Annotated in this window: 16 protein-coding genes; 5 read left to right on the plus strand and 11 right to left on the minus strand. The window is 58.6% G+C overall.

Going from position 1 to position 18,427, the window contains the following annotated elements; genetic code table 11:
* Positions 1-73 precede the first annotated feature (73 nt).
* The 3 genes from WH298_RS02135 to WH298_RS02145 are packed head-to-tail and all read right to left on the minus strand — an operon-like array spanning position 74 to position 2,683.
* The gene (locus WH298_RS02135; protein ID WP_007890997.1) at positions 74-733 is read right to left on the minus strand and encodes a methionine ABC transporter permease; all 660 of its coding nucleotides are present in this window, start codon (positions 731-733) and stop codon (positions 74-76) included.
* Positions 714-1,844: a methionine ABC transporter ATP-binding protein gene (locus WH298_RS02140; RefSeq protein ID WP_180822089.1), complete on the minus strand. Its 1,131-nt coding sequence runs from the start codon at positions 1,842-1,844 to the stop codon at positions 714-716. Before WH298_RS02140 ends, WH298_RS02135 begins: the two co-directional genes overlap by 20 nt.
* A gap of 11 nt (positions 1,845-1,855) precedes the next feature.
* Entirely contained in the window at positions 1,856-2,683 is an 828-nt protein-coding gene (locus WH298_RS02145) for a MetQ/NlpA family ABC transporter substrate-binding protein (protein ID WP_007891001.1), read from the minus strand.
* A gap of 213 nt (positions 2,684-2,896) precedes the next feature.
* On the opposite strand from WH298_RS02145, the gene WH298_RS02150 reads away from it, so the two are divergent.
* The 3 genes from WH298_RS02150 (at position 2,897) to WH298_RS02160 (ending at position 5,841) form a co-directional block, all read left to right on the plus strand.
* Complete coding sequence (locus WH298_RS02150) at positions 2,897-3,538, plus strand: TetR/AcrR family transcriptional regulator (protein ID WP_036621675.1); 642 nt, start codon at positions 2,897-2,899, stop codon at positions 3,536-3,538.
* A 74-nt stretch (positions 3,539-3,612) separates the two neighbouring features.
* Positions 3,613-4,995 carry a D-arabinono-1,4-lactone oxidase gene (locus WH298_RS02155; RefSeq protein WP_180822090.1) on the plus strand — a complete coding sequence of 461 codons (1,383 nt, stop codon included), beginning with the start codon at positions 3,613-3,615 and terminating at the stop codon, positions 4,993-4,995.
* Between the two features lie 18 nt (positions 4,996-5,013).
* Entirely contained in the window at positions 5,014-5,841 is an 828-nt protein-coding gene (locus WH298_RS02160) for a glycosyltransferase family 8 protein (protein ID WP_180822091.1), read from the plus strand.
* 110 nt (positions 5,842-5,951) lie between these two features.
* Here WH298_RS02160 and WH298_RS02165 read toward each other — a convergent pair whose 3' ends face one another.
* The gene (locus tag WH298_RS02165; RefSeq protein WP_007891009.1) at positions 5,952-6,974 is read right to left on the minus strand and encodes an LLM class flavin-dependent oxidoreductase; all 1,023 of its coding nucleotides are present in this window, start codon (positions 6,972-6,974) and stop codon (positions 5,952-5,954) included.
* A 205-nt stretch (positions 6,975-7,179) separates the two neighbouring features.
* Between WH298_RS02165 and WH298_RS02170 the strand changes: the two genes are divergently transcribed.
* Together WH298_RS02170 and WH298_RS02175 are read left to right on the plus strand one after the other, a co-directional pair.
* Positions 7,180-8,247 carry a fatty acid desaturase gene (locus WH298_RS02170; RefSeq protein WP_180822092.1) on the plus strand — a complete coding sequence of 356 codons (1,068 nt, stop codon included), beginning with the start codon at positions 7,180-7,182 and terminating at the stop codon, positions 8,245-8,247.
* Positions 8,144-8,929, plus strand: coding sequence for a phosphate/phosphite/phosphonate ABC transporter substrate-binding protein (locus tag WH298_RS02175; protein WP_180822093.1), 786 nt, complete (start codon positions 8,144-8,146; stop codon positions 8,927-8,929). The genes WH298_RS02170 and WH298_RS02175 overlap by 104 nt, the downstream gene beginning before the upstream one ends.
* Positions 8,930-9,504: 575 nt before the next feature.
* Here WH298_RS02175 and WH298_RS02180 read toward each other — a convergent pair.
* The 7 genes from WH298_RS02180 to WH298_RS02210 form a co-directional block, all read right to left on the minus strand.
* Complete coding sequence (locus WH298_RS02180; protein ID WP_180822094.1) at positions 9,505-10,842, minus strand: LLM class flavin-dependent oxidoreductase; 1,338 nt, start codon at positions 10,840-10,842, stop codon at positions 9,505-9,507.
* 10 nt (positions 10,843-10,852) lie between these two features.
* Positions 10,853-12,460, minus strand: coding sequence for a dipeptide ABC transporter ATP-binding protein (locus WH298_RS02185; RefSeq protein WP_180822095.1), 1,608 nt, complete (start codon positions 12,458-12,460; stop codon positions 10,853-10,855).
* The gene (locus WH298_RS02190; protein ID WP_180822096.1) at positions 12,457-13,290 is read right to left on the minus strand and encodes an ABC transporter permease; all 834 of its coding nucleotides are present in this window, start codon (positions 13,288-13,290) and stop codon (positions 12,457-12,459) included. Before WH298_RS02190 ends, WH298_RS02185 begins: the two co-directional genes overlap by 4 nt.
* Entirely contained in the window at positions 13,287-14,279 is a 993-nt protein-coding gene (locus WH298_RS02195) for an ABC transporter permease (RefSeq protein WP_180822097.1), read from the minus strand. Before WH298_RS02195 ends, WH298_RS02190 begins: the two co-directional genes overlap by 4 nt.
* Positions 14,280-14,292: 13 nt before the next feature.
* Complete coding sequence (locus WH298_RS02200; RefSeq protein WP_180822098.1) at positions 14,293-15,906, minus strand: ABC transporter substrate-binding protein; 1,614 nt, start codon at positions 15,904-15,906, stop codon at positions 14,293-14,295.
* A gap of 36 nt (positions 15,907-15,942) precedes the next feature.
* Positions 15,943-16,467: a GNAT family N-acetyltransferase gene (locus tag WH298_RS02205; protein ID WP_049852504.1), complete on the minus strand. Its 525-nt coding sequence runs from the start codon at positions 16,465-16,467 to the stop codon at positions 15,943-15,945.
* Between the two features lie 229 nt (positions 16,468-16,696).
* Positions 16,697-18,310, minus strand: coding sequence for an ABC transporter substrate-binding protein (locus tag WH298_RS02210; RefSeq protein ID WP_180822099.1), 1,614 nt, complete (start codon positions 18,308-18,310; stop codon positions 16,697-16,699).
* Positions 18,311-18,427 lie beyond the last annotated feature (117 nt).

An 18,427-nucleotide genomic window follows, 5' to 3' on the forward strand; every position in this document is an offset into this window, starting at 1 on the left:
CCGATGGCGGAATGGGCGATGCGGAATGACGGCAGATAGCGGTGTTGTAGGGTGCGCATTGATGCGCACCTGGCTACGCATGACGCTTATCAATGCGCTGCACCAGGCGGTCGCCGATCCATTGAATGCCGCATACCAACACAATCAATACCGCGATAACCGCGATCATCACCGAGGTTTCAAAACGCTGATAACCGTAACGGATCGCCAGATCGCCCAGCCCGCCCGCACCAATCGCACCGGCCATTGCTGAAGCGCCAATCAGCGCCACCAGCGTGACCACAAAGCCGGAAAGAATGCCGGGCAGCGCTTCCGGGATCAGCACATCCCAGACGATGCGCAGTTTACTGGCACCCATGGCGCGTACCGCATCGATCAAGCCGCGATCGACATCGCGCAGCGAAACTTCCGCCACGCGTGCGAAGTACGGTGTTGCGGTGATCGACAACGGCACAATCGCCGCCCAGGTACCGAGCGACGTTCCCACCAGGAAGCGGGTAAAGGGAATCAGCGCCACCAGCAAAATAATGAACGGCAGCGAGCGGAAGCTGTTGATGACCAGGCCAAGCACGCGATTGATCGCCCGATGTTCAGCAATGCCGCCGGGGCTGGTCATCACCAGAATCAGGCCGAGCGGCAAGCCCGCCAGCAGCGAAAACAGGCCGGAAATGGCGGTCATCAATACCGTTTCGCCCAGCGCATTGAGCAGTAAATCAATCATGACTGGCGACATAACCTACCAACTCCACTTGTGCCTGCTGCGTGTGCAGCCAGCTGAGAATCTGTTGCTCATCGGCGGCATTCGCCACCGGGAGCGCGATAAAGAAACGCACCACCGCGTAGTGCTGGATGTGATCGACACCGCCTTGCAGCAGGCGGAATTTGCCCGGCAGCGCCGCGGCAAAACGCGTCAGCAGATCGCCCTGCGCATCGTCGCCGGCAAAGTGCACGCTGTAGATGGCTTCACCCTGCGGTTGATCGCTCACGCGCGCGGCCAGGTTTTCCGGCAGCTGCGGCAACAAGCCACGCAGTAGCGTGCGCGTCAGCGCCGATTGCGGATGAGCAAACACCTGCCACACCGGACCTTGTTCGATAATTTGCCCGGCATCAATCACCGCCACGCGATGCGCGACAGATTTGATCACCTCCATCTCGTGGGTAATCAGCAGAATAGTGATGCCAAGTTTTTGATTAAGGGATTTGAGCAGCGCCAGAATTGAGCGCGTAGTTTCCGGATCGAGCGCGGAAGTGGCTTCATCACACAGCAGCAGCGCCGGACTGGCCGCCAGCGCGCGCGCAATGCCGACACGCTGTTTTTGTCCGCCGGATAACGCCGCCGGATAGCTTTGCGCTTTGTCCGCTAATCCCACCAATTCCAGCAATTCCGCTACGCGCTGCTGGCGTTGCGCTTTAGCCATGCCAGCGATTTTCAGCGGCAGCGCCACGTTCTGCGCCACGGTTTTCGCCGACAGCAGATTGAAGTGCTGGAACACCATGCCGACGCGGCTGCGCACCGTTTGTAACTGTTTTTCTGACAGGCCGGTGATGTTCCGGCCTTCGATTTCGATGACGCCTTCATCAGGTTGCTCCAGCCCGTTAAGACAGCGGATTAGCGTGGATTTCCCCGCCCCGCTGCGCCCAATCAGGCCAAGAATTTCGCCTTTCTGCACCGTTAACGAAATATCGCGTAGCGCCTGCGTCTGTCTGAAGCGCCGCGACACACCTTGCAGGCGCACCACGCTGGTGCTGTTGCGAAACGTCACCTGCGCCTCGTCATGCGTACTGTCGGCCACGCCGCGCGTTAAAGCGTTAAAGGGCGTTTCGGCTGCTGAGAATAGCGTCATCTTTCTGTTCCTTACCAGGCTGTCTCACCGGTGCCTTTGTAGACCTTGTCAAACACGGTCTTCACAGCATCGTTCTGATAAGAAGAGACCAGCGTTTTCACCCATGGCGCGCTGACGTTCTCTTTCTTCACCGCAATGAAGTTGTTGTATGGGTTATCTTTTACCGGCTCCTGGGCAATGCGGTCTGCGGCGGTCAGGCCACTTTTCAGCGCCCAGTCGGTGTTCACCACCGCAGCATCCAGATCGGGAACAGAGCGGCCAATGATGCCGGAATCCAGCTCTTTGATTTGCAGGTGATGGGGGTTAGCGGTGATATCAGCGGTGGTCGCCGCGATGCCCACGCCCGGTTTCAGTTTGATCAGCCCCTGCTGCTCCAGCAGCACCAGGCCGCGCGCTTCGTTGGAGGGATCGTTTGGCACGCCAATGACCGCGCCCTCTTTCAGCTCGGCGGCCGTTTTTACTTTCTTCGAGTAGAGACCAATCGGCCAGACGGCGGTATCGCCCACGCGTACGATATCGTAGTGATTCACCTTGATTTGGTTATTCAGGAACGGCTGATGCTGGAAGGCGTTGGCGTCCACCTCACCGTTTTGTAGCGCTTCGTTCGGCTGGTTGTAGTCGTTGAAGATGACCGTTTTCACCGTCAGGCCTTTGCTGGCGGCCTGCTTGATGACTTCGCGCCAGACATCTTCATCTTCGCCGCTCATAATGCCGACTTTGATTGAGGTTTTATCCGCCGCATGCGCGATGGACAATGGCGACAGCGCCGCACTCGCCAGCAGCAAAGCGCCGGCGGTTAACAGGAATTTATTTTTTACCGAGGCCAAACGTGTGTGCATAAAATGTTTCCCAATCGTTATAATTGCGCGAGTCAAAATAAGCTGTCGTAACGACAGATGACCGCAGTATACGCAGTTGCTTATTCCTGCATTATGATTTATTCGGGAATGCTATTCCTGAAATGCATAAAGGCATCACGCCGCTCGCATCGCCACAAGCGCGAAAATGGCTGTGTTATCCTTCCCCTTTTGATTGACCTGTTACTGAGCGCTATGTCGGACACCATAACCAAACGAAAAAATGACCCTGAAGGGCTCAAGAGACGCATCCTCGCCGGTGCGCTGAAAATGTTTGCCGAGTTCGGCATGCAGGGCGCGCGGCTGGAGCAGATCGCTGAGCACGCCCAAACCACCAAACGCATGGTGGTGTATCACTTCGGCAATAAAGAGCAGCTCTATATCGAGGTGCTGGAGCAGGTGTATCAGGCGATTCGTCAGCATGAAACCGGCCTGAACCTGGCGGCGATGGAGCCGGAGCTGGCGATGACCAAACTGGTGGAGGCCAGCTTTGATTATCATGTTTCGCATCCGGATTTTATGCGGCTGGTGTGTACCGAAAACCTGCTGCGCGGCCGCTACATCATGCAATCGGAACGCATTAAAACGCTGAATAAGAGTGCGCTTGATGTGCTCGACGACATCCTGACGCGCGGTCAGCAGCAGGGGCTGTTTATTCAGGAGCTGGATACCGTCGATGTGCACCGCCTGCTCAGCAGCATTTGTGTGCATCACGTTTCCAATCGCTACACCTTTCATACGCTGTTCACGCCAAACGATAGCGAGGAGGACAGCATCCGCCGTAATCGGCAGTTAGCGGTCACCGCCACCTTGCGATATGTGCGCAAAGCCCCGTAGTCTGCGGCTTCGCTGTGATGGTCTACGCTTAAAAGCTTGGGACCGTCACAGACCTCAGACTAAGGAACGCCGTAGTGAACAAAGACCCCCACCTTTATCCCTTACGCCATACGCACAACACCGACCAGGACAGCGCTCTGTGGAACTGGGCGCAGAACACGGTGGTTGGTCAGCGCAGTCAGTTACAGCAGCCGCAAAACGAAGCGGAGTTACAACAACTGCTGCGTAACGCCAATGGCAACGTGCGCGTGCTGGGCAGTCGTCTATCGCCCGGTCGTATGCTGGGCGTGGATGAGCAGGATCTGTTGCTGGATCTCAGCGCCTTTAACGGCGTGATGGCGCAAGATGCGGATAGCGTGACCTTTGCTGCCGGCACCCCGCTGGAGCAGGTCTATAGCGCGCTGACCGATATGGATCGCATGCTGGCGTCCTCGCCAGGTGTGATTGCGGTGCAAACGCTGGCGGGCGCAATGGCGACCGGCACCCACGGCCAGGGTTTAGGCCAAAGCTCGCTGGCCGATGAAGCGTTGCGCATCCGTATGGTGCTGGCTGACGGCAGCGTGCGTGAATTTGTACGCGGCGAGCCTGATTTCGCGGCGGCACAGGTTTCACTCGGCACGCTGGGCATCGTGACCGCCGTTACGCTGCGTACGCGCCCTTTCCGCCTGTTTACCTGCCACAAGTTCGCTGTTCCTGCCGATACGCTGGAGCAGGATCTGGTCGCGTGGAATCAGCAATATGAGATGAGCAAAGCCTGGTGGTTTGTTGATGACAATCTAATGCATGTGTGGAATGCACAGCAGGCCAGCGATGAAGAGACGCAAGCCTGGTATGCCAATCAGCGCGAGGTGATTGAGCACGGCGACGATACCGACAGCAGCCTGAACGACACGATCGACCAGACGCTGGCGCAGATGCATCGTGACACGCAGATTCACGGCAAAGGCGGCAAACAATTCCGCACCGTGACGCGCTTCCGCGACTTTACCGACATCAGCGGCGATATCTATCAGCTGTTTTGCCGTGGCATTGCCGTGCCGCAAATCAACGTGGAGATCGGCGTGCCGCTGGAGAAAACGCCGCAAATTATCAGCAAGATTAAAGCGTGGTATGCCGAGAACCATCCGCATATGCACTACCCGATTATCCTGCGTTGTACCGGCGCGTCTGAAGCCTGGCTCAGCCCGGCTTACCAGCACGCCACCTGCTTCTTTGGCTTTGTGGTCTATTACGCCGATGATGGCTCGCTGTCGGAAGATGGCCTGCACTTTCTTACCGAAGTGGAGAAGCTGCTGGCGGCCGAAGGTGGACGTCCGCACTGGGGCAAATATTACGATCCCCAGCGCTACCAGTGGCGCGATATCTATCCGCAATGGGACGCTTTCCGTGAAGTGCGTAACCAGCTCGATCCACAACGCCGTTTTAGCAATGACTATGTCACTGCTTTGTTTGATTAAGTTTGAAGGGGAGAAACCATGTTTGCATGGGTAACGCTGTTAACGCAGCCTGACTATTTTATTGGTGTGAAAGCGCTGCATCGTTCGCTGAAACGCAGCGAAACACGCTGGCCGCTGATTGTGATGGTGACAGACGCTATCGATCTGGAAACGCGCGAAGCGTTGCAGGCGCTTGGCTGCGTAATCCATCCGGTTGAACCGCTGATGCCCAATGCCGAACTAGAGCAGCATTACGCTTCGGCGCAATTTGGCGAAGTGTGGAGCAAGCTGCGCGCGTGGGAGCTGGTCGACTGCGAGCGCGTGGTGTTTCTGGATGCCGATATGCTGGTGCTGCGCAATATGGACGAGCTGTTCACGCTCGATCTCGGCAAGCATGCGCTGGCGGCGTGTCACGCCTGTCGCTGCAATCCGAATAAAATCGCCAGTTATCCGGCCAGCTGGCAGACGGAGAATTGTCACTATACGTGGCAGGATCGCGGCGAACCGGCCCCGTCCACGCTCGATCGCTATCTCAACGGCGGCTTCCTGGTGCTGAAGCCTGATTTGTCGGTGTTTAAGTGGTTACAAGAGAAAGTGGCGGAGATTAGCGATCTGCGCCGTTATCCCTTCTCCGAGCAGGATTTGCTCAATGAAGTGTTCGAAAATCGCTGGCTGCCGCTGCCCTACATCTACAATGCGCTGAAAACCCTGCCGTTCCAGCACAGCGCGATGTGGCGCGAAGAAGACGTGAAGAATTTGCACTTCATTCTGGCCAAACCGTGGAAGCGCGATTTGAACCAACCCGAAGCTGAGCGCGACCGTTACTACGCGCTGGATAAGCTGTGGTGGGAGTTAGCGGCGGAATAATTTGGAACAGCGCGATAAATCGCGCCGCTACAGGATTGTTCCCTTATTGTAGCGGCGCAATTCATTGCGCATAGATTCATACAGGTGCGCACTGCTGCGCACCTGGAGACTTAACGCCAGCCTAACTCGGGCGCGACGTGGGTGAGGATGCTTTCAATCACGTGCGCACAGTAATCCACGCCGAGCTGATTCGGGATGGTCAACAGCAGCGTATCGGCTTCGGCAATGCCTTCATCCTGCGCCAGCTGTTGGATCAGCTTATCGGGCTCGGCGGCATAGCTGCGGCCAAAGATGGCGCGGGTTTTCTCGTCGAGGAAACCAACCGAATCCTGATCCTGTCCGCTGCGGCCAAAGTAGGCGCGGTCGGTGTCGTTGGTCAGCGCAAAGATACTGCGGCTCACTGAGACACGCGGCGTGCGTTGATGTCCCGCGGCTTCCCAGGCTGCGCGATAGGCTCGAATCTGTTTCGCCTGCTGCACATGGAACGGCTCGCCGGTTTCATCATCTTTCAGGGTAGAGCTTTGCAGGTTCATGCCCTGCTGTGCCGCCCAAATCGATGTCGCGTTGGAACCGGATCCCCACCAGATACGCTCACGCAAACCGGCCGAGAAGGGCTCAAGACGCAGCAAGCCCGGCGGATTCGGGAACATCGGCTGTGGATTAGGTTTGGCAAAACCTTCGCCGCGTAGCACTTCCAGCAGCTCTTCGGTGTGACGACGGCCCATATCGGCATCGCTTTCACCGTTCTGTGGATCAAAACCAAAGTAACGATAACCTTCAATCACCTGCTCAGGTGAACCCCGGCTCAGACCAAGCTGCAGACGGCCGTTGGAGATCAGATCCGCCGCGCCTGCATCCTCTGCCATATACAGCGGATTTTCGTAACGCATATCGATAACGCCGGTACCAATTTCGATCTTTTTAGTACGCGCACCCACCGCCGCCAGCAGCGGGAACGGCGAGCTAAGCTGCCGGGCAAAGTGATGCACGCGGAAATAGGCGCCATCGGCACCCAACTCTTCGGCAGCGACCGCTAAATCAATCGATTGCAGCAGCACGTCCTGCGCCGAGCGGGTGGCGGACTGCGATGACGGCGTCCAGTGACCGAAGGATAAAAAGCCAATATTTTTCATGCTGAAATTCTCCTCGTGAGCCACGCAGGCCCGAACGTTTTCAATGCAGCAAGGTTACGCCAGACCCGAGATGACTGATAGCCAATAGATTTCGCGCGCTTCATCAACTTTTTTGCATAAGTAAGAAAAAGAGATTCTTTGTGATGATCACCGTTATCAATCATCTTTGGCAGCATATTCCCGCTTTAGCAGGTTCAGTAGGGTTATGAGTAAAGGGACAGCGGCTTATCTCAATACGCAACAGCGCGAGGTGATACATCAACTGGCGCGCAGCTGGCTGTGGCGCAGCGAACTGCCGACATGGCTATTAATGGTGGTGATCTATAGCGGCTGGTTTGCCAGCGTCATCTACTGGCAAACGTTGGGATTAACCGTCAGCACGCTGCTGCTGATCCTTTTCACTACCTGGTATATGTCGCTGCAGCACGAGCTGATTCACGGCCATCCAACGCGCTTTCCCCGCCTCAACCAGTTGTTCGGCACGCTGCCGCTGGCGGTGTGGTATCCCTATGGTCTATATCGTGATTCGCATCTGGCGCATCATCGTAATCACACCCTGACCGATCCCGACGAAGATCCTGAAACCTATTACCTTGCGCCGGAACGCTGGGCGCAGCTCAAGCCGTGGCAGCAGCAGGTGATTCATCTACGCAATACCTTTCCCGGGCGTTTGCTGCTGGGTCCGCTGCTGGACATGGCCGCGACCATCAAAACCTGCGTAAACGCCTTTAGTCAACGTGATAAACCTGCCATGGCGATGTGGATCAGCCATTTCACACTGCTGAGCGGACTGTTTTACTGGATGACGCAGCAGGGCTTCTCGCCGCTGTGGTTGGTGCTGGCGGTAAGTTATCCGGCGCTAATGCTGACCAAAGTGCGCTCATTCTACGAACATCGCGCAGAAGAAGAACCGCTGGCACGGTCGGTGAATAACGAAGCCGCGCTGCCGTGGCGCCTGCTGTTCCTCAATCTCAACTATCATTCTGTACATCACGATCTGCCCGGTTTGCCGTGGTATGGCCTGCGCAAAGTCTATTTGCTGTATCGCGATGGCTACCATGTTCGTAATCACGGTTTTCGCGTCGCCGGTTATGGCGAATGGTTGACGCGCTTCTGGCGCAAATCGGTCGAGGTTAATGCCCATCCGGGCACGCAAAAGGATGCACAGGATGCCCATCATTTCGTTACCGATGTACGACATCAATCATCAGGCTACCGTCGGCCTGACCGCAGCGCTAACGACGCTGCTGCTGCAACGCGACGTGCCGGCTGAGGTCGCGTGGCCGCAGGATTTACTGCCGCACTGGCGTGATGACAATGTGTTGCTGAGCCAAACCTGCGGCTATCCGCTGGTCGATCTGCTGCCGGATGTGCAGCTGGTTGGTACCTTTCAGTCAAGCGCACAAGGCTGCGACGGACTGCGCTATCGCAGCTGGCTGGTAGCGCGCCGCGAAGACGAGCAGCTGATGCTGAGTGATTTTCGCGGACGGCGTGCGGTGTGCAACAGCAACGATTCTCACTCCGGCTTTAATGCGCTGCGCTACGTAATTGCGCCGCTGGCGCACGCTGGCAGATTCTTTAGCGCAACCCACTTTAGCGGCAGCCATCGGCAATCGCTGGCGGCGCTGCGTTGCGGCCAGGCGGATATCGCCGCCATCGACTGCATCACCTGGGCGCTGCTGCGCCGCAATTTCCCGGAGGAGCTGGCGGGGCTGGAGATTATCGGCGAAACGCCGCTGTGCGCCGCGCTGCCGCTGATTACCTCCGCCAAAACCGATGCGGCAACGCTGGTGAAACTGCGCAGTGCGCTGAAGGAACTGACCAGCGATCGGCGTTATCAGGATCTGCTGGATGAGAGTTTGATTGGCGGGTTCAGCGTCACCGATCGGGCGTTTTATGCTGAAGTAAAAGCGTGGAAAGATTACGCCGAGGTGCACGGCGTAACGACGTTGTAATGTCCAGGTGCGCATGAATGCGCACCCTACAGTAGGGTCTCCATTTATGGCGTAATGCCGATCAGTTAAGCGCTGAGCGACTTTCGTTCGCCATCGGCTGAGGCAGTTTCAGCTATGCCGTGCGGCGACCGAGAAGAGGACGCCTGGCCGCGCCCTCTTCACTCCCGGGCCCTGCGCCAGCCCATCCCGCCGCTTCGCGGTGCCTTCACTCCCTCACGATTCCTGACGGACCAGCGGCGATTCGCTCCTGCTCAGCGCCGCCTCTCGCCGCATCCCTGCGGCTCGCCCTGGAATCCCTCACTCGCTCAGCGGGTTGGGATGTCGCCTCAACGCGCGCGCTGCAGCAGCAATGCCTATTCCTGAATCATCATTGCTGTAACGCCTGTAGGGTCGCCATTCATGGCGACCAGGTAACCCACAATCTTCAGCCTGCAAAATTTCAAACCAGATACGGTAATGACAGGCGATGGTGTTGGGCGCTATCCGCAGCGCCGAGCGCAGAGGGACGGCCAGGATGAGCCGACACGACGTCGGCGAAAGCGCGGCATGAGCCAGGGATGGCGACCGGGCAAACATCACGCCACCTGCTGACTTCCGCGCTGCACCGCGAACTGGTTCTCTGGCTCGGCCAGCCCGAGATTTTCCCGCAGCGTCTCGCCTTCATACTCATTGCGATAGATACCGCGCGCCTGCAGCAGTGGAATCACCTGCGCCACAAAATCATCAAACGCCGTTGGCGTGCCGCCGCGCACGATGAAGCCGTCGGTGGCGCCGGCCAGGAACCAGTCTGCCAGCCCGTCCGCCACCTGCTCTGCCGTACCAAGGAAACTCGGGCGCGGCGTGGCCTCCTCCAGCGCCGTCTGGCGCAGCGTTAAGCCGCGAGCATGCGCATTCTGTTTAATCTTATCGGTGGTGCTGCGGAAGCTGTTCGCGCCCAATTCGCCAATATCCGGGAAGGGTTCATCCAGCGCGTACTGACTGAAATCGTGATGCTCAAAGTAGCGGCCAAGATACTCCAGCGCTTTATCGATGGTCACCAGCTCGGCAGTTTGCTGATAGCGGCGTTCGGCATCCTGTTCCGTTTCACCGATAATCACGCTGATGCCCTGAAACACACGAATATCATCCGCATCGCGGCCGCGCGCCACCAGACGACGGCGCACGTCTTCGCGGAACTCACGCGCCTGCTCCAGCGTTTCCTGGCGCGTGTAGATGGCATCGGCGGCTTCGGCGGCGAAAGCTTTACCCGCTTCAGACGCGCCCGCCTGGAACACAATCGGACGTCCCTGCGGCGAACGCCCAACGTTCAGCGGTCCCTGCACCGAGAAGTAGTGGCCTTTATGGTTCAGCGTATGCAGCTTGTCGGCGGCGAAGAACTCGCCGCTGTGCTTATCTCGCACAAACGCATCGCCCTCCCACGAATCCCACAACCCTTTGACCACCTGCAAATATTCGCTGGCCACGCGATAGCGCTCGTCGTGCTCCGGATGGCTGCTGCGTGAGAAGTTTTTCGCCGAACCTTCCAGCGGCGAGGTCACCACGTTCCAGCCTTGACCGCCGCTCAGGTGGTCAAGGCTGGCGAACTGGCGCGCCACGGTGAACGGCTCGCTGTAGGAGGTGGAGAGCGTGGCGACCAGACCGATGTTTTTCGTCACCAGCGACAGCGCCGACAGCAAAGTGATGGGTTCGAAGCGATTGAGGAAGTGCGGAATCGACTGCGGCGTAATGTACAAGCCGTCGGCGACGAACAGGAAATCAATCTTCGCCTGCTCCGCTTTACGCGCCAGATCCAGCACGTAATCAACGTTGATGCTGGCATCCGCCACCGCATCGGGATGACGCCATGCCGACATGTTGCCGGATACGCCCTGAATAATCGCGCCCAGTCGCAGCTGGCGTTGTGTTTGACTCATTCTGCTCTCCTTAATATGCGTGTGCGGGCTGCCAGTCGGGGATCACCGGCAGCGCCTGTAACAGTTTTTGCGTCCACGGATGCTGCGGCGCGGCGAATACCTGCTGCAGCGCGCCGCTCTCCACCACTTGTCCGTTCTGCATCACCAGCACACGATCCGCGAGGTGCTGGATCACGCCGAGATCGTGCGAAATAAACAGCAGCGCGGTGCCGTGCTCAGCCTGCATATCGGCCAGCAGATCCAGCACCTGCGCCTGCACCGAAACATCCAGCGCGCTTACCGGCTCATCGGCCACCAGCAGCGCCGGATTAGGTGCAAAAGCGCGCGCTATTGCCACGCGCTGGCGCTGCCCGCCGGACAGCTGCTGCGGATAGCGCTGCAGAAAGCGGTCGCCGAGCTGCACTTCGTCCAGCAGCTGGCGCACGCGCTGACGTCGCGCATCGCCATAAATACCGGCGCTGTCGAGGCTTTCACCGATGATTTTTTCCACCGTGTAACGCGGATCGAAGGAGCTGAACGGGTCTTGCGCGATCAGCTGTAGGCGCGCACGCCGGGCGCGGCGCGCTTTCTCCGGCAGACGATCCCAGCGCTCACCTTCCAGCAGCAGCGTGCCGCTATCCGGTTCGGTTAAGCCCATCACCACTTTCACCAGCGAGGTTTTACCCGAGCCGGATTCACCGACTACGCCAAGCGTTTCGCCGGCATGCAGCGTGAAGTTAATGTCATTTAGCACCAGTCGATCGCCGTAGGCTTTGTGCAGGCCGATGCCTTCCAGCAGCGGCGCGTGGCTGCGTTGTGGCCGTGGCGGCAGCGGCGTTGGCTCGGCGGCGCTAAGGCGTAAACCGCGCGTGGCGGGCGTCGGCACCGCACGCAGCAGACGCTGTGTCCAGGCGTGTTGCGGGCGTTGCAGCAGCGGGCCGCTGTGGCCCTGCTCCACCACTTCGCCATCACGCATCACCAGCACGCGATCCGCCAACTCGGCAACCACCGCCAAATCGTGGCTGATCAACAGCAGGCCGTGCCCGTCACGCCGCCGCTGCGCCAGCAGCTGCAGAATCTGGCGCTGTACCGTCATGTCCAGCGCGGTGGTCGGTTCATCGGCAATCAATAACGTCGGCGTACCCGCCAGCGCGGTGGCAATCAGCGCACGCTGACGCTGGCCGCCCGAAAGCTGATGCGGATAACGTTCCAGTCGGCTCTCCGCATCGTGAATGCCCGCCGCCTTCAGCAATTCGATGCTTTTATCCTGCAGATTGCCGCGATGTCCGACGGCGCTTAACGCATCGCCCAGCTGCTGACCAATGCGGCGTAGCGGATCGAGCGACACCAGCGCATCCTGCAACACATAGCCAATGCGGCGACCGCGCAGCGCGCGCCAGTCGCTGCGGCTGGCATGGCGCATATCGCGCCCGTCGATGGTGAATCGGTCGGCCGTGACGATGGCCCCTTCCGGCAACAGGCCGAGCAGGCTGCGCGCGGTGAGGGTTTTGCCGGATCCGGACTCCCCCACCAGCGCCACCGATTCTCCCGCCGCCACCTGCAGGCTGAGATTCTTCACCACCTGCTGTGGACCGAAGCGAATCGAGAGATTGTGGATATCAATAAATGGCTGACTCATGCTGAGCGTCCTTCAAAACGTGCCTGCCAGTAACGGCCCAGCGTGTTAACCGCAATCACCGTCAGCGTGATGAACACGCCCGGCCACACCGCAATCCACCAGGCATTACGCAGATAGTTGCGCCCTTCCGCCAGCATCAGGCCCCATTCGGCCGTCGGCGGCTGCGGCCCCATGCCGAGAAAACTCAAGCCGGCAGTGCCGATAATCGCGGTGCCAAGTCCGAGCGTCGCCAGTGCCGGAACCTGCGCAATGGCGTGCGGCAGAATATGGCGGGTGATCAGCGTAAAGCGTGACAAACCAAAGGTGCGCGCCTGTTCGACGTAGCCAGACGTCATCACGCTGTAGGTTTGGGCGCGCACCACGCGGGCAAAGCGCGGCACCGATGCCACACCGAGCGCGATGATCAGGTTATTCGTACCGGGGCCGGTAAAGGCGATCAGCATCAGCGCCAGCAGCAGATCGGGAAAGGCGGAAATCACATCCACTGCGCGGCTTAGCAGCTCATCAACCACGCCACGCGCCAGCGCGGCCGCCAGCCCGAGCAAGGTGCCGAACACCACCGCCAGCGCCATTGCCGCTACGCTTATCAGCAGCGAATAGCGGCTGCCATAAATCACGCGCGTGAGCAGATCGCGTCCGAGCTGATCGGTGCCGAGCCAGTGCTGCGCCGACGGCGGCAGCTGGGCGTTGACCGGATCGGCCAGCAGTGGATCGCTATGCGCCAGCCACTGCGGCGCGATCACCGCGGCAGCCAGCACCAGCAGAAACAGAATGGCAGCCCATACCGCGGCGGGCAGAGCAACCGGCAGGCGTTGCAGCGCGGCAATCATGATTTGCTCTCCCCACGCAGACGGGGATCGATCCACAGCGACAGGATGTCGACTAAGGTGCTCATCACCACGTAGATCAGCGCCGACAGAATCGCCACCGCCAACACCACCGGTAGATCCTGCGCCAGCACCGCATCCACCGTTAATTTACCGAGCCCGGGACGTCCAAACACCTGCTCGGTGATCACCGCACCGCTGAGTAAGCCGCCCACCAGCCAGCCGGTTAAGGTCACTGCCGGCAGCGCCGCATGGCGCAGCGCGTGACGCAGCCGGATGGTGCTTTCACCCACGCCCCACGCGCGCAGCGTCAAGGTGAACGGCGCATCCAGCGCGCGCTCCAGTTCGCGGCGCAGCAGCTGGGCAATCACGGCGCCCTGCGCCAGGCCAAGCGCCAGCGCCGGCAGCACCAGCGACGACAGCGAGCGATCGCCCGCCACCGGGAACCAGCGCAGCGTAAAGCTGAAAATAAACAGCAGCACAATGCCCATCCAGAACGAGGGCGTGGAGGCCAACAGCAGTTCAACCGCGTTAGCGATGCGGCGGCCGATGCGCCGATGCGCTGTGCCGACGGCAATCGCCACCGCAAACAGGATGCTGACCAGCAGCGCTGCCAGCGTCAGTTTGATGGTGGGCCATAACTGCGTTGCCAGCAGATGGCTGACTTCCGTGTTGAGCATATAAGAACGGCCAAAGTCGCCGTGCAGCACGCGCCACATGTAGTGCAGATACTGCCACCACAGCGGCTGGTTCAGGCCCCATTCGGCGCGGATCGCCGCCTCAATTGCCGGGGTGCGCAGCTGCTCACCAATCAGCAGGCTGACAATATCCCCCGGCGCCAGATGCACGCCGAGAAAAGCCAGCGATACCGCCGCCCACAGCACCAGTACGCCGCCCAGCAGACGGCTGACAATGCGGCGCGTTAAATCGCTGCGCCACACCGATGGCCGCCGCGCGCGTGGCGTGCGGGTGACAATGCTTTCCAGACTCATCTTCGCCTCCTGATCAGTGGTCGCTGAGCCAGATGTCGTACGCGTTCTCCGGCATCTGTTTAAAACTGCGGAAACCGGCACCGTGCACATAGCTGGCGGTGGCGATCTGGTCTTCAGGTTCATACAGCGGAATCGCCAGCGCCTGCTGTGGCAGCGCATAGTGCTGCAGCTGGCTGTAGAATTTACGGCGCTGATTGATGTCCAGCGTGGCGGCGGCCTGGTCGAGCCAGCCGTTGATTTGCGGGCTGTTGACGCGGCTGTAGTTGATCGGTCCACCCGCTGTCACCGGACGGTAGTGATTTTCGATATCGATGCCGTCGGTTTCGGTATTCGAGTTGGCAATTGAACCAAAGTGGCCGGTGTTGCGCACCTCGGTGTAGGTGCCGGAATCGACGTAGCGCAGTTTAATCTCCACGCCGAGTCGCTGACGCGCCTGCGCCTGAATCGCTTGCAGCAGCACATCACGCTGATCGCGCACCGTCGCCTGGGCCTGAATCACCTCAATGCTCAGACGCTGGCCCTGTTTGCTGCGGAAACCCTCGGCATCGCGCGTTTGCCAGCCAGCGTCATCCAGCAGCTTGTTGGCCGCCGCCGGATTGTTGCCGTACTGGCCTTCAAGATCGTTGTTGTAGAGCGGATCGACCGGCGAGGTGATGCCCCACGCGCGGGTGCGCTCACCGCGATACACCGACTTGAGCAGCGGATCAATATCCAATCCCTGCAGCAGCGCCTGGCGCACCTGCACATCCTGCGTTGGACCATACTCCACGTTGAGAAACAGCGAATACGGCGTGCCGGTATTCAGAGCGTGCTGATAGGTAAAGTCAGGATTGTTTTTGAATTCGCCGGCATCGTTGCCCGAAATTCCCTCTATCGCGTCAAGTTGCCCAGAAAGCAGCGCGCCGGTGCGCACCGAGGATTCCGGCAGGAAGCGATAAGTCACGCGTTCCAGATAGGCCGGGCCCTGGTGCTTTGCGGTGGCAGGCGCCCAGTTGTAGTGAGGATTACGCACGAAGGTGACCTGCTGGCCCTTTTCGTAGCTCTCGATAATGAACGGTCCGGTGCCCGCAATCTCTTTGCCGCCAGCCTTTAGCTGCGGCGAGTTCCAGCTGGCCGGTGCCAAAATCTGCAGTTTGGCGGCAAACGACAGGAACGGCGAATAGCCCTGCTTCAGCGTGATGGTCACGGTGTGATCGTCCGGCGTCGCCACGCTGGCAATACGCGCGCCCAGGGCGCAGATGCTGCTGCCCGCGCAGTATTTTGCGTCCTGCACATGGCGGAAGTTCTCGGCTACCGCGTTGGCATCGAGCTTCTCACCGTTGGAGAAGGTAACGTCGCGGCGCAGGCTAAAGCGATAGGTTTTACCGTCAGGGCTTACTTCATAACTCTCCGCCAGCCACGGCACGAAGCTGCCGTCGGTACGTCGCGCCAGCAGCGATTCCCAGACGTTACGCAGCGTGACTTCGGCTTTCGATTGCCCATTCAGCTGCGGGTTAAACGGCACCGGCTCGGTTTCCACACCAAACGTCAAACTGCCGCCGCTGCGGGGTTGCTCGGCAGCCAATAATGATGCGCTTCCCAGCAGGCAGGCCACACCCAGCGCGAGAGTGATTGAATTCGCTTTCATAAGATCCTTGAAGGTTGCAGGTGTTTTTTTAGTTGTTCAGGCAATTTTGGCGATGGGTTGCTCGGCTGGCGGGTTGAATTCCTTTTTCAGAAATACCAGCGCTTCGCCTAAGGGATTGGTGCGGTGATGGAAAGGTTGATAGCCACGGCGCAGATAGAGTTCGCTCAGCCACGGATGTTTAGTGGCGGTGGCCAGATAGACACCGGGCGCTTTCAGCGTCTGCTTCAGCAAGGTTTCTTCGGCGTAGGTGATGATGTCACGACCATAACCCTGACCTTTGTAATCGGGATCGACGGCGAACCAGTGAATGAACGGCAACGTTGATGGCGCATGTTCATCCTGCTGCCACGGAAAACGCACCGTCACTGTGGCGACCGCGCGTTTCCACTTGCGCAGCACCAGCACCGTTTCCTGTTCGATGACGCGGCGAACCTGCTCGACGTTGCCCTGCGAAATGGTGAAATGCACATCCAGCGCCACCAGCGCGGCATAGGCACGCTGCAGCAGGGCAAAAACCTCTTCGGCGTCTTCAGGTTTAGCGACTTCAATCAGCTGGCTCATATTTTCCGTTCTCTTAATCAATCTTACGGAAAGTATTAAAATCCGGCGGATTAAAGTAAACCGAGAATAACGGCAATCGATTTGTTGAATATGGCAATGCAATAATATGGCGGGAAATGATAATAGTTAATTAATGCCCATATCGTAGCGGCGCAATTTATTGCGCTGTTTTGACTTTTAAAATCAATTGAGCGCAATAAATTGCGCCGCTACGAATAGGTGCGATTATTTAATGTTTATCCACCCAAACATCGTAAACGCTTTCAGGCATCTGCTTGTAGCTGCGGAAACCGTAACCGTGCACGTAGCTGGCGGTGGCTAACTGATCTTCCGGTTCATACAGCGGCACGGCCAGCGCCAGCTGCGGCAACGCCACCTGCTGCAATTGGCTATAGAAATCGCGGCGCTGTTTAAGATCCAGCGTGCTGGCGGCTTGATCCAGCAGGCCATTGATCTGCGCATCGTTGACACGGCTGTAGTTAATTGCGCCACCTTGCGCAATCGGACGATAGTGGTTTTCGATGTCCACGCCATCGGTTGGCGTGTTGGAGTTGGCGATGGTGCCGAACTTGCCGCTTTTGCGCACGTCGGCGTAGGTACCGGAGTCGACATAGTTCAGCTTGAGGTCCACGCCCAGACGCTGACGCGCCTGCGCCTGAATCGCCTGCAATAGCACATCGCGCTGATCGCGCACCGTCGCCTGCGCCTGAATCAGCTCAATGCGCAGACGCTGGCCCTCTTTGCTGCGGAAGCCTTCGGCATCGCGCGTTTGCCAGCCGGCGTCATCCAGCAGCTTGTTGGCCGCCGCCGGATTGTTGCCGTACTTCCCTTCCAGCTCTTTATTGTAGAGCGGATCAATAGGCGAAGTGATGCCCCACGCGCGCGTGCGTTCACCGCGATACACCGACTTCAGCAGCGGATCAATATCCAACCCCTGCAACAGCGCCTGGCGCACTTTGACATCCTGCGTCGGGCCATATTCCACGTTGAGGAACAGCGAATAGGGCGTGCCGGTGTTCAGTGCATGCTGATAGGTGAAGTCTGCATTGTCTTTGAACTCGCCAGCATCGTTGCCCGAAATCCCTTCAATCGCATCCACCTGACCGGAGAGCAGCGCCCCGGTGCGCACCGACGATTCCGACAGAAAGCGATAGGTAACGCGATCGAGATACGCCGGTCCCTGATGTTTAGCGGTGGCGGGCGCCCAGTTGTATTTCGGGTTTTTAACGTAAGTGACCTGCTGACCTTTTTCATAGCTGTCGAGAATAAACGGCCCGGTGCCCGCCAGATCTTTGCCACCCGATTTCAGCTGCGGCGATTTCCAGCTGGCCGGTGCCAGAATCTGCAAGCCCGCAGCGAAGGAGAGGAACGGTGAATAGACCGCTTTCAGCGTGATGACCACCGTGTGATCGTCAGGCGTTTCAATCTTATCAATGTGCGAACCCATCAGGCACAAGCTGGTTCCGGCGCAGTATTGCGCCACCTGGGTTTGACGGAAATTGTCGGCAACGGCGTTGGCATCAAATTTTTCACCGTTCGAGAAGGTGACGTCGCGACGCAGGTTAAAGCGAATTACTTTGCCATCCTCGCTGGCCTGATAGCTTTCCGCCAGCCAGGGCACAAAGCTGCCGTCCGGACGGCGTGCCAGCAGCGATTCCCAGAAGTTCCGCAGCGTAATTTCGGCCTTATCCTGGCCGTTGAGCTGTGGATTAAAGGTGGTCGGTTCGGTTTCGACGCCGACCGTCAGGCTGCCGCCGTTAACGGGCCGATCGGCAGCCACAACGCTAAACGCGCTTCCCAGCAGGCTGAAACCCAGCGCCAGAGCTATTGTATTTATTTTCATATTATCCTTGGTGATTGCAGGTAAATTTTATTAATGGCCAACAGCAAGCCTGATTTAATTCCCGCTGAATTATTAAAATTCGGACAAATAAAAGTAAAACGACAATAGTGGCAATCG

It is taken from the genome of Pantoea nemavictus (assembly GCF_037479095.1).
In the GTDB taxonomy this organism is placed as follows: domain Bacteria; phylum Pseudomonadota; class Gammaproteobacteria; order Enterobacterales; family Enterobacteriaceae; genus Pantoea; species Pantoea nemavictus.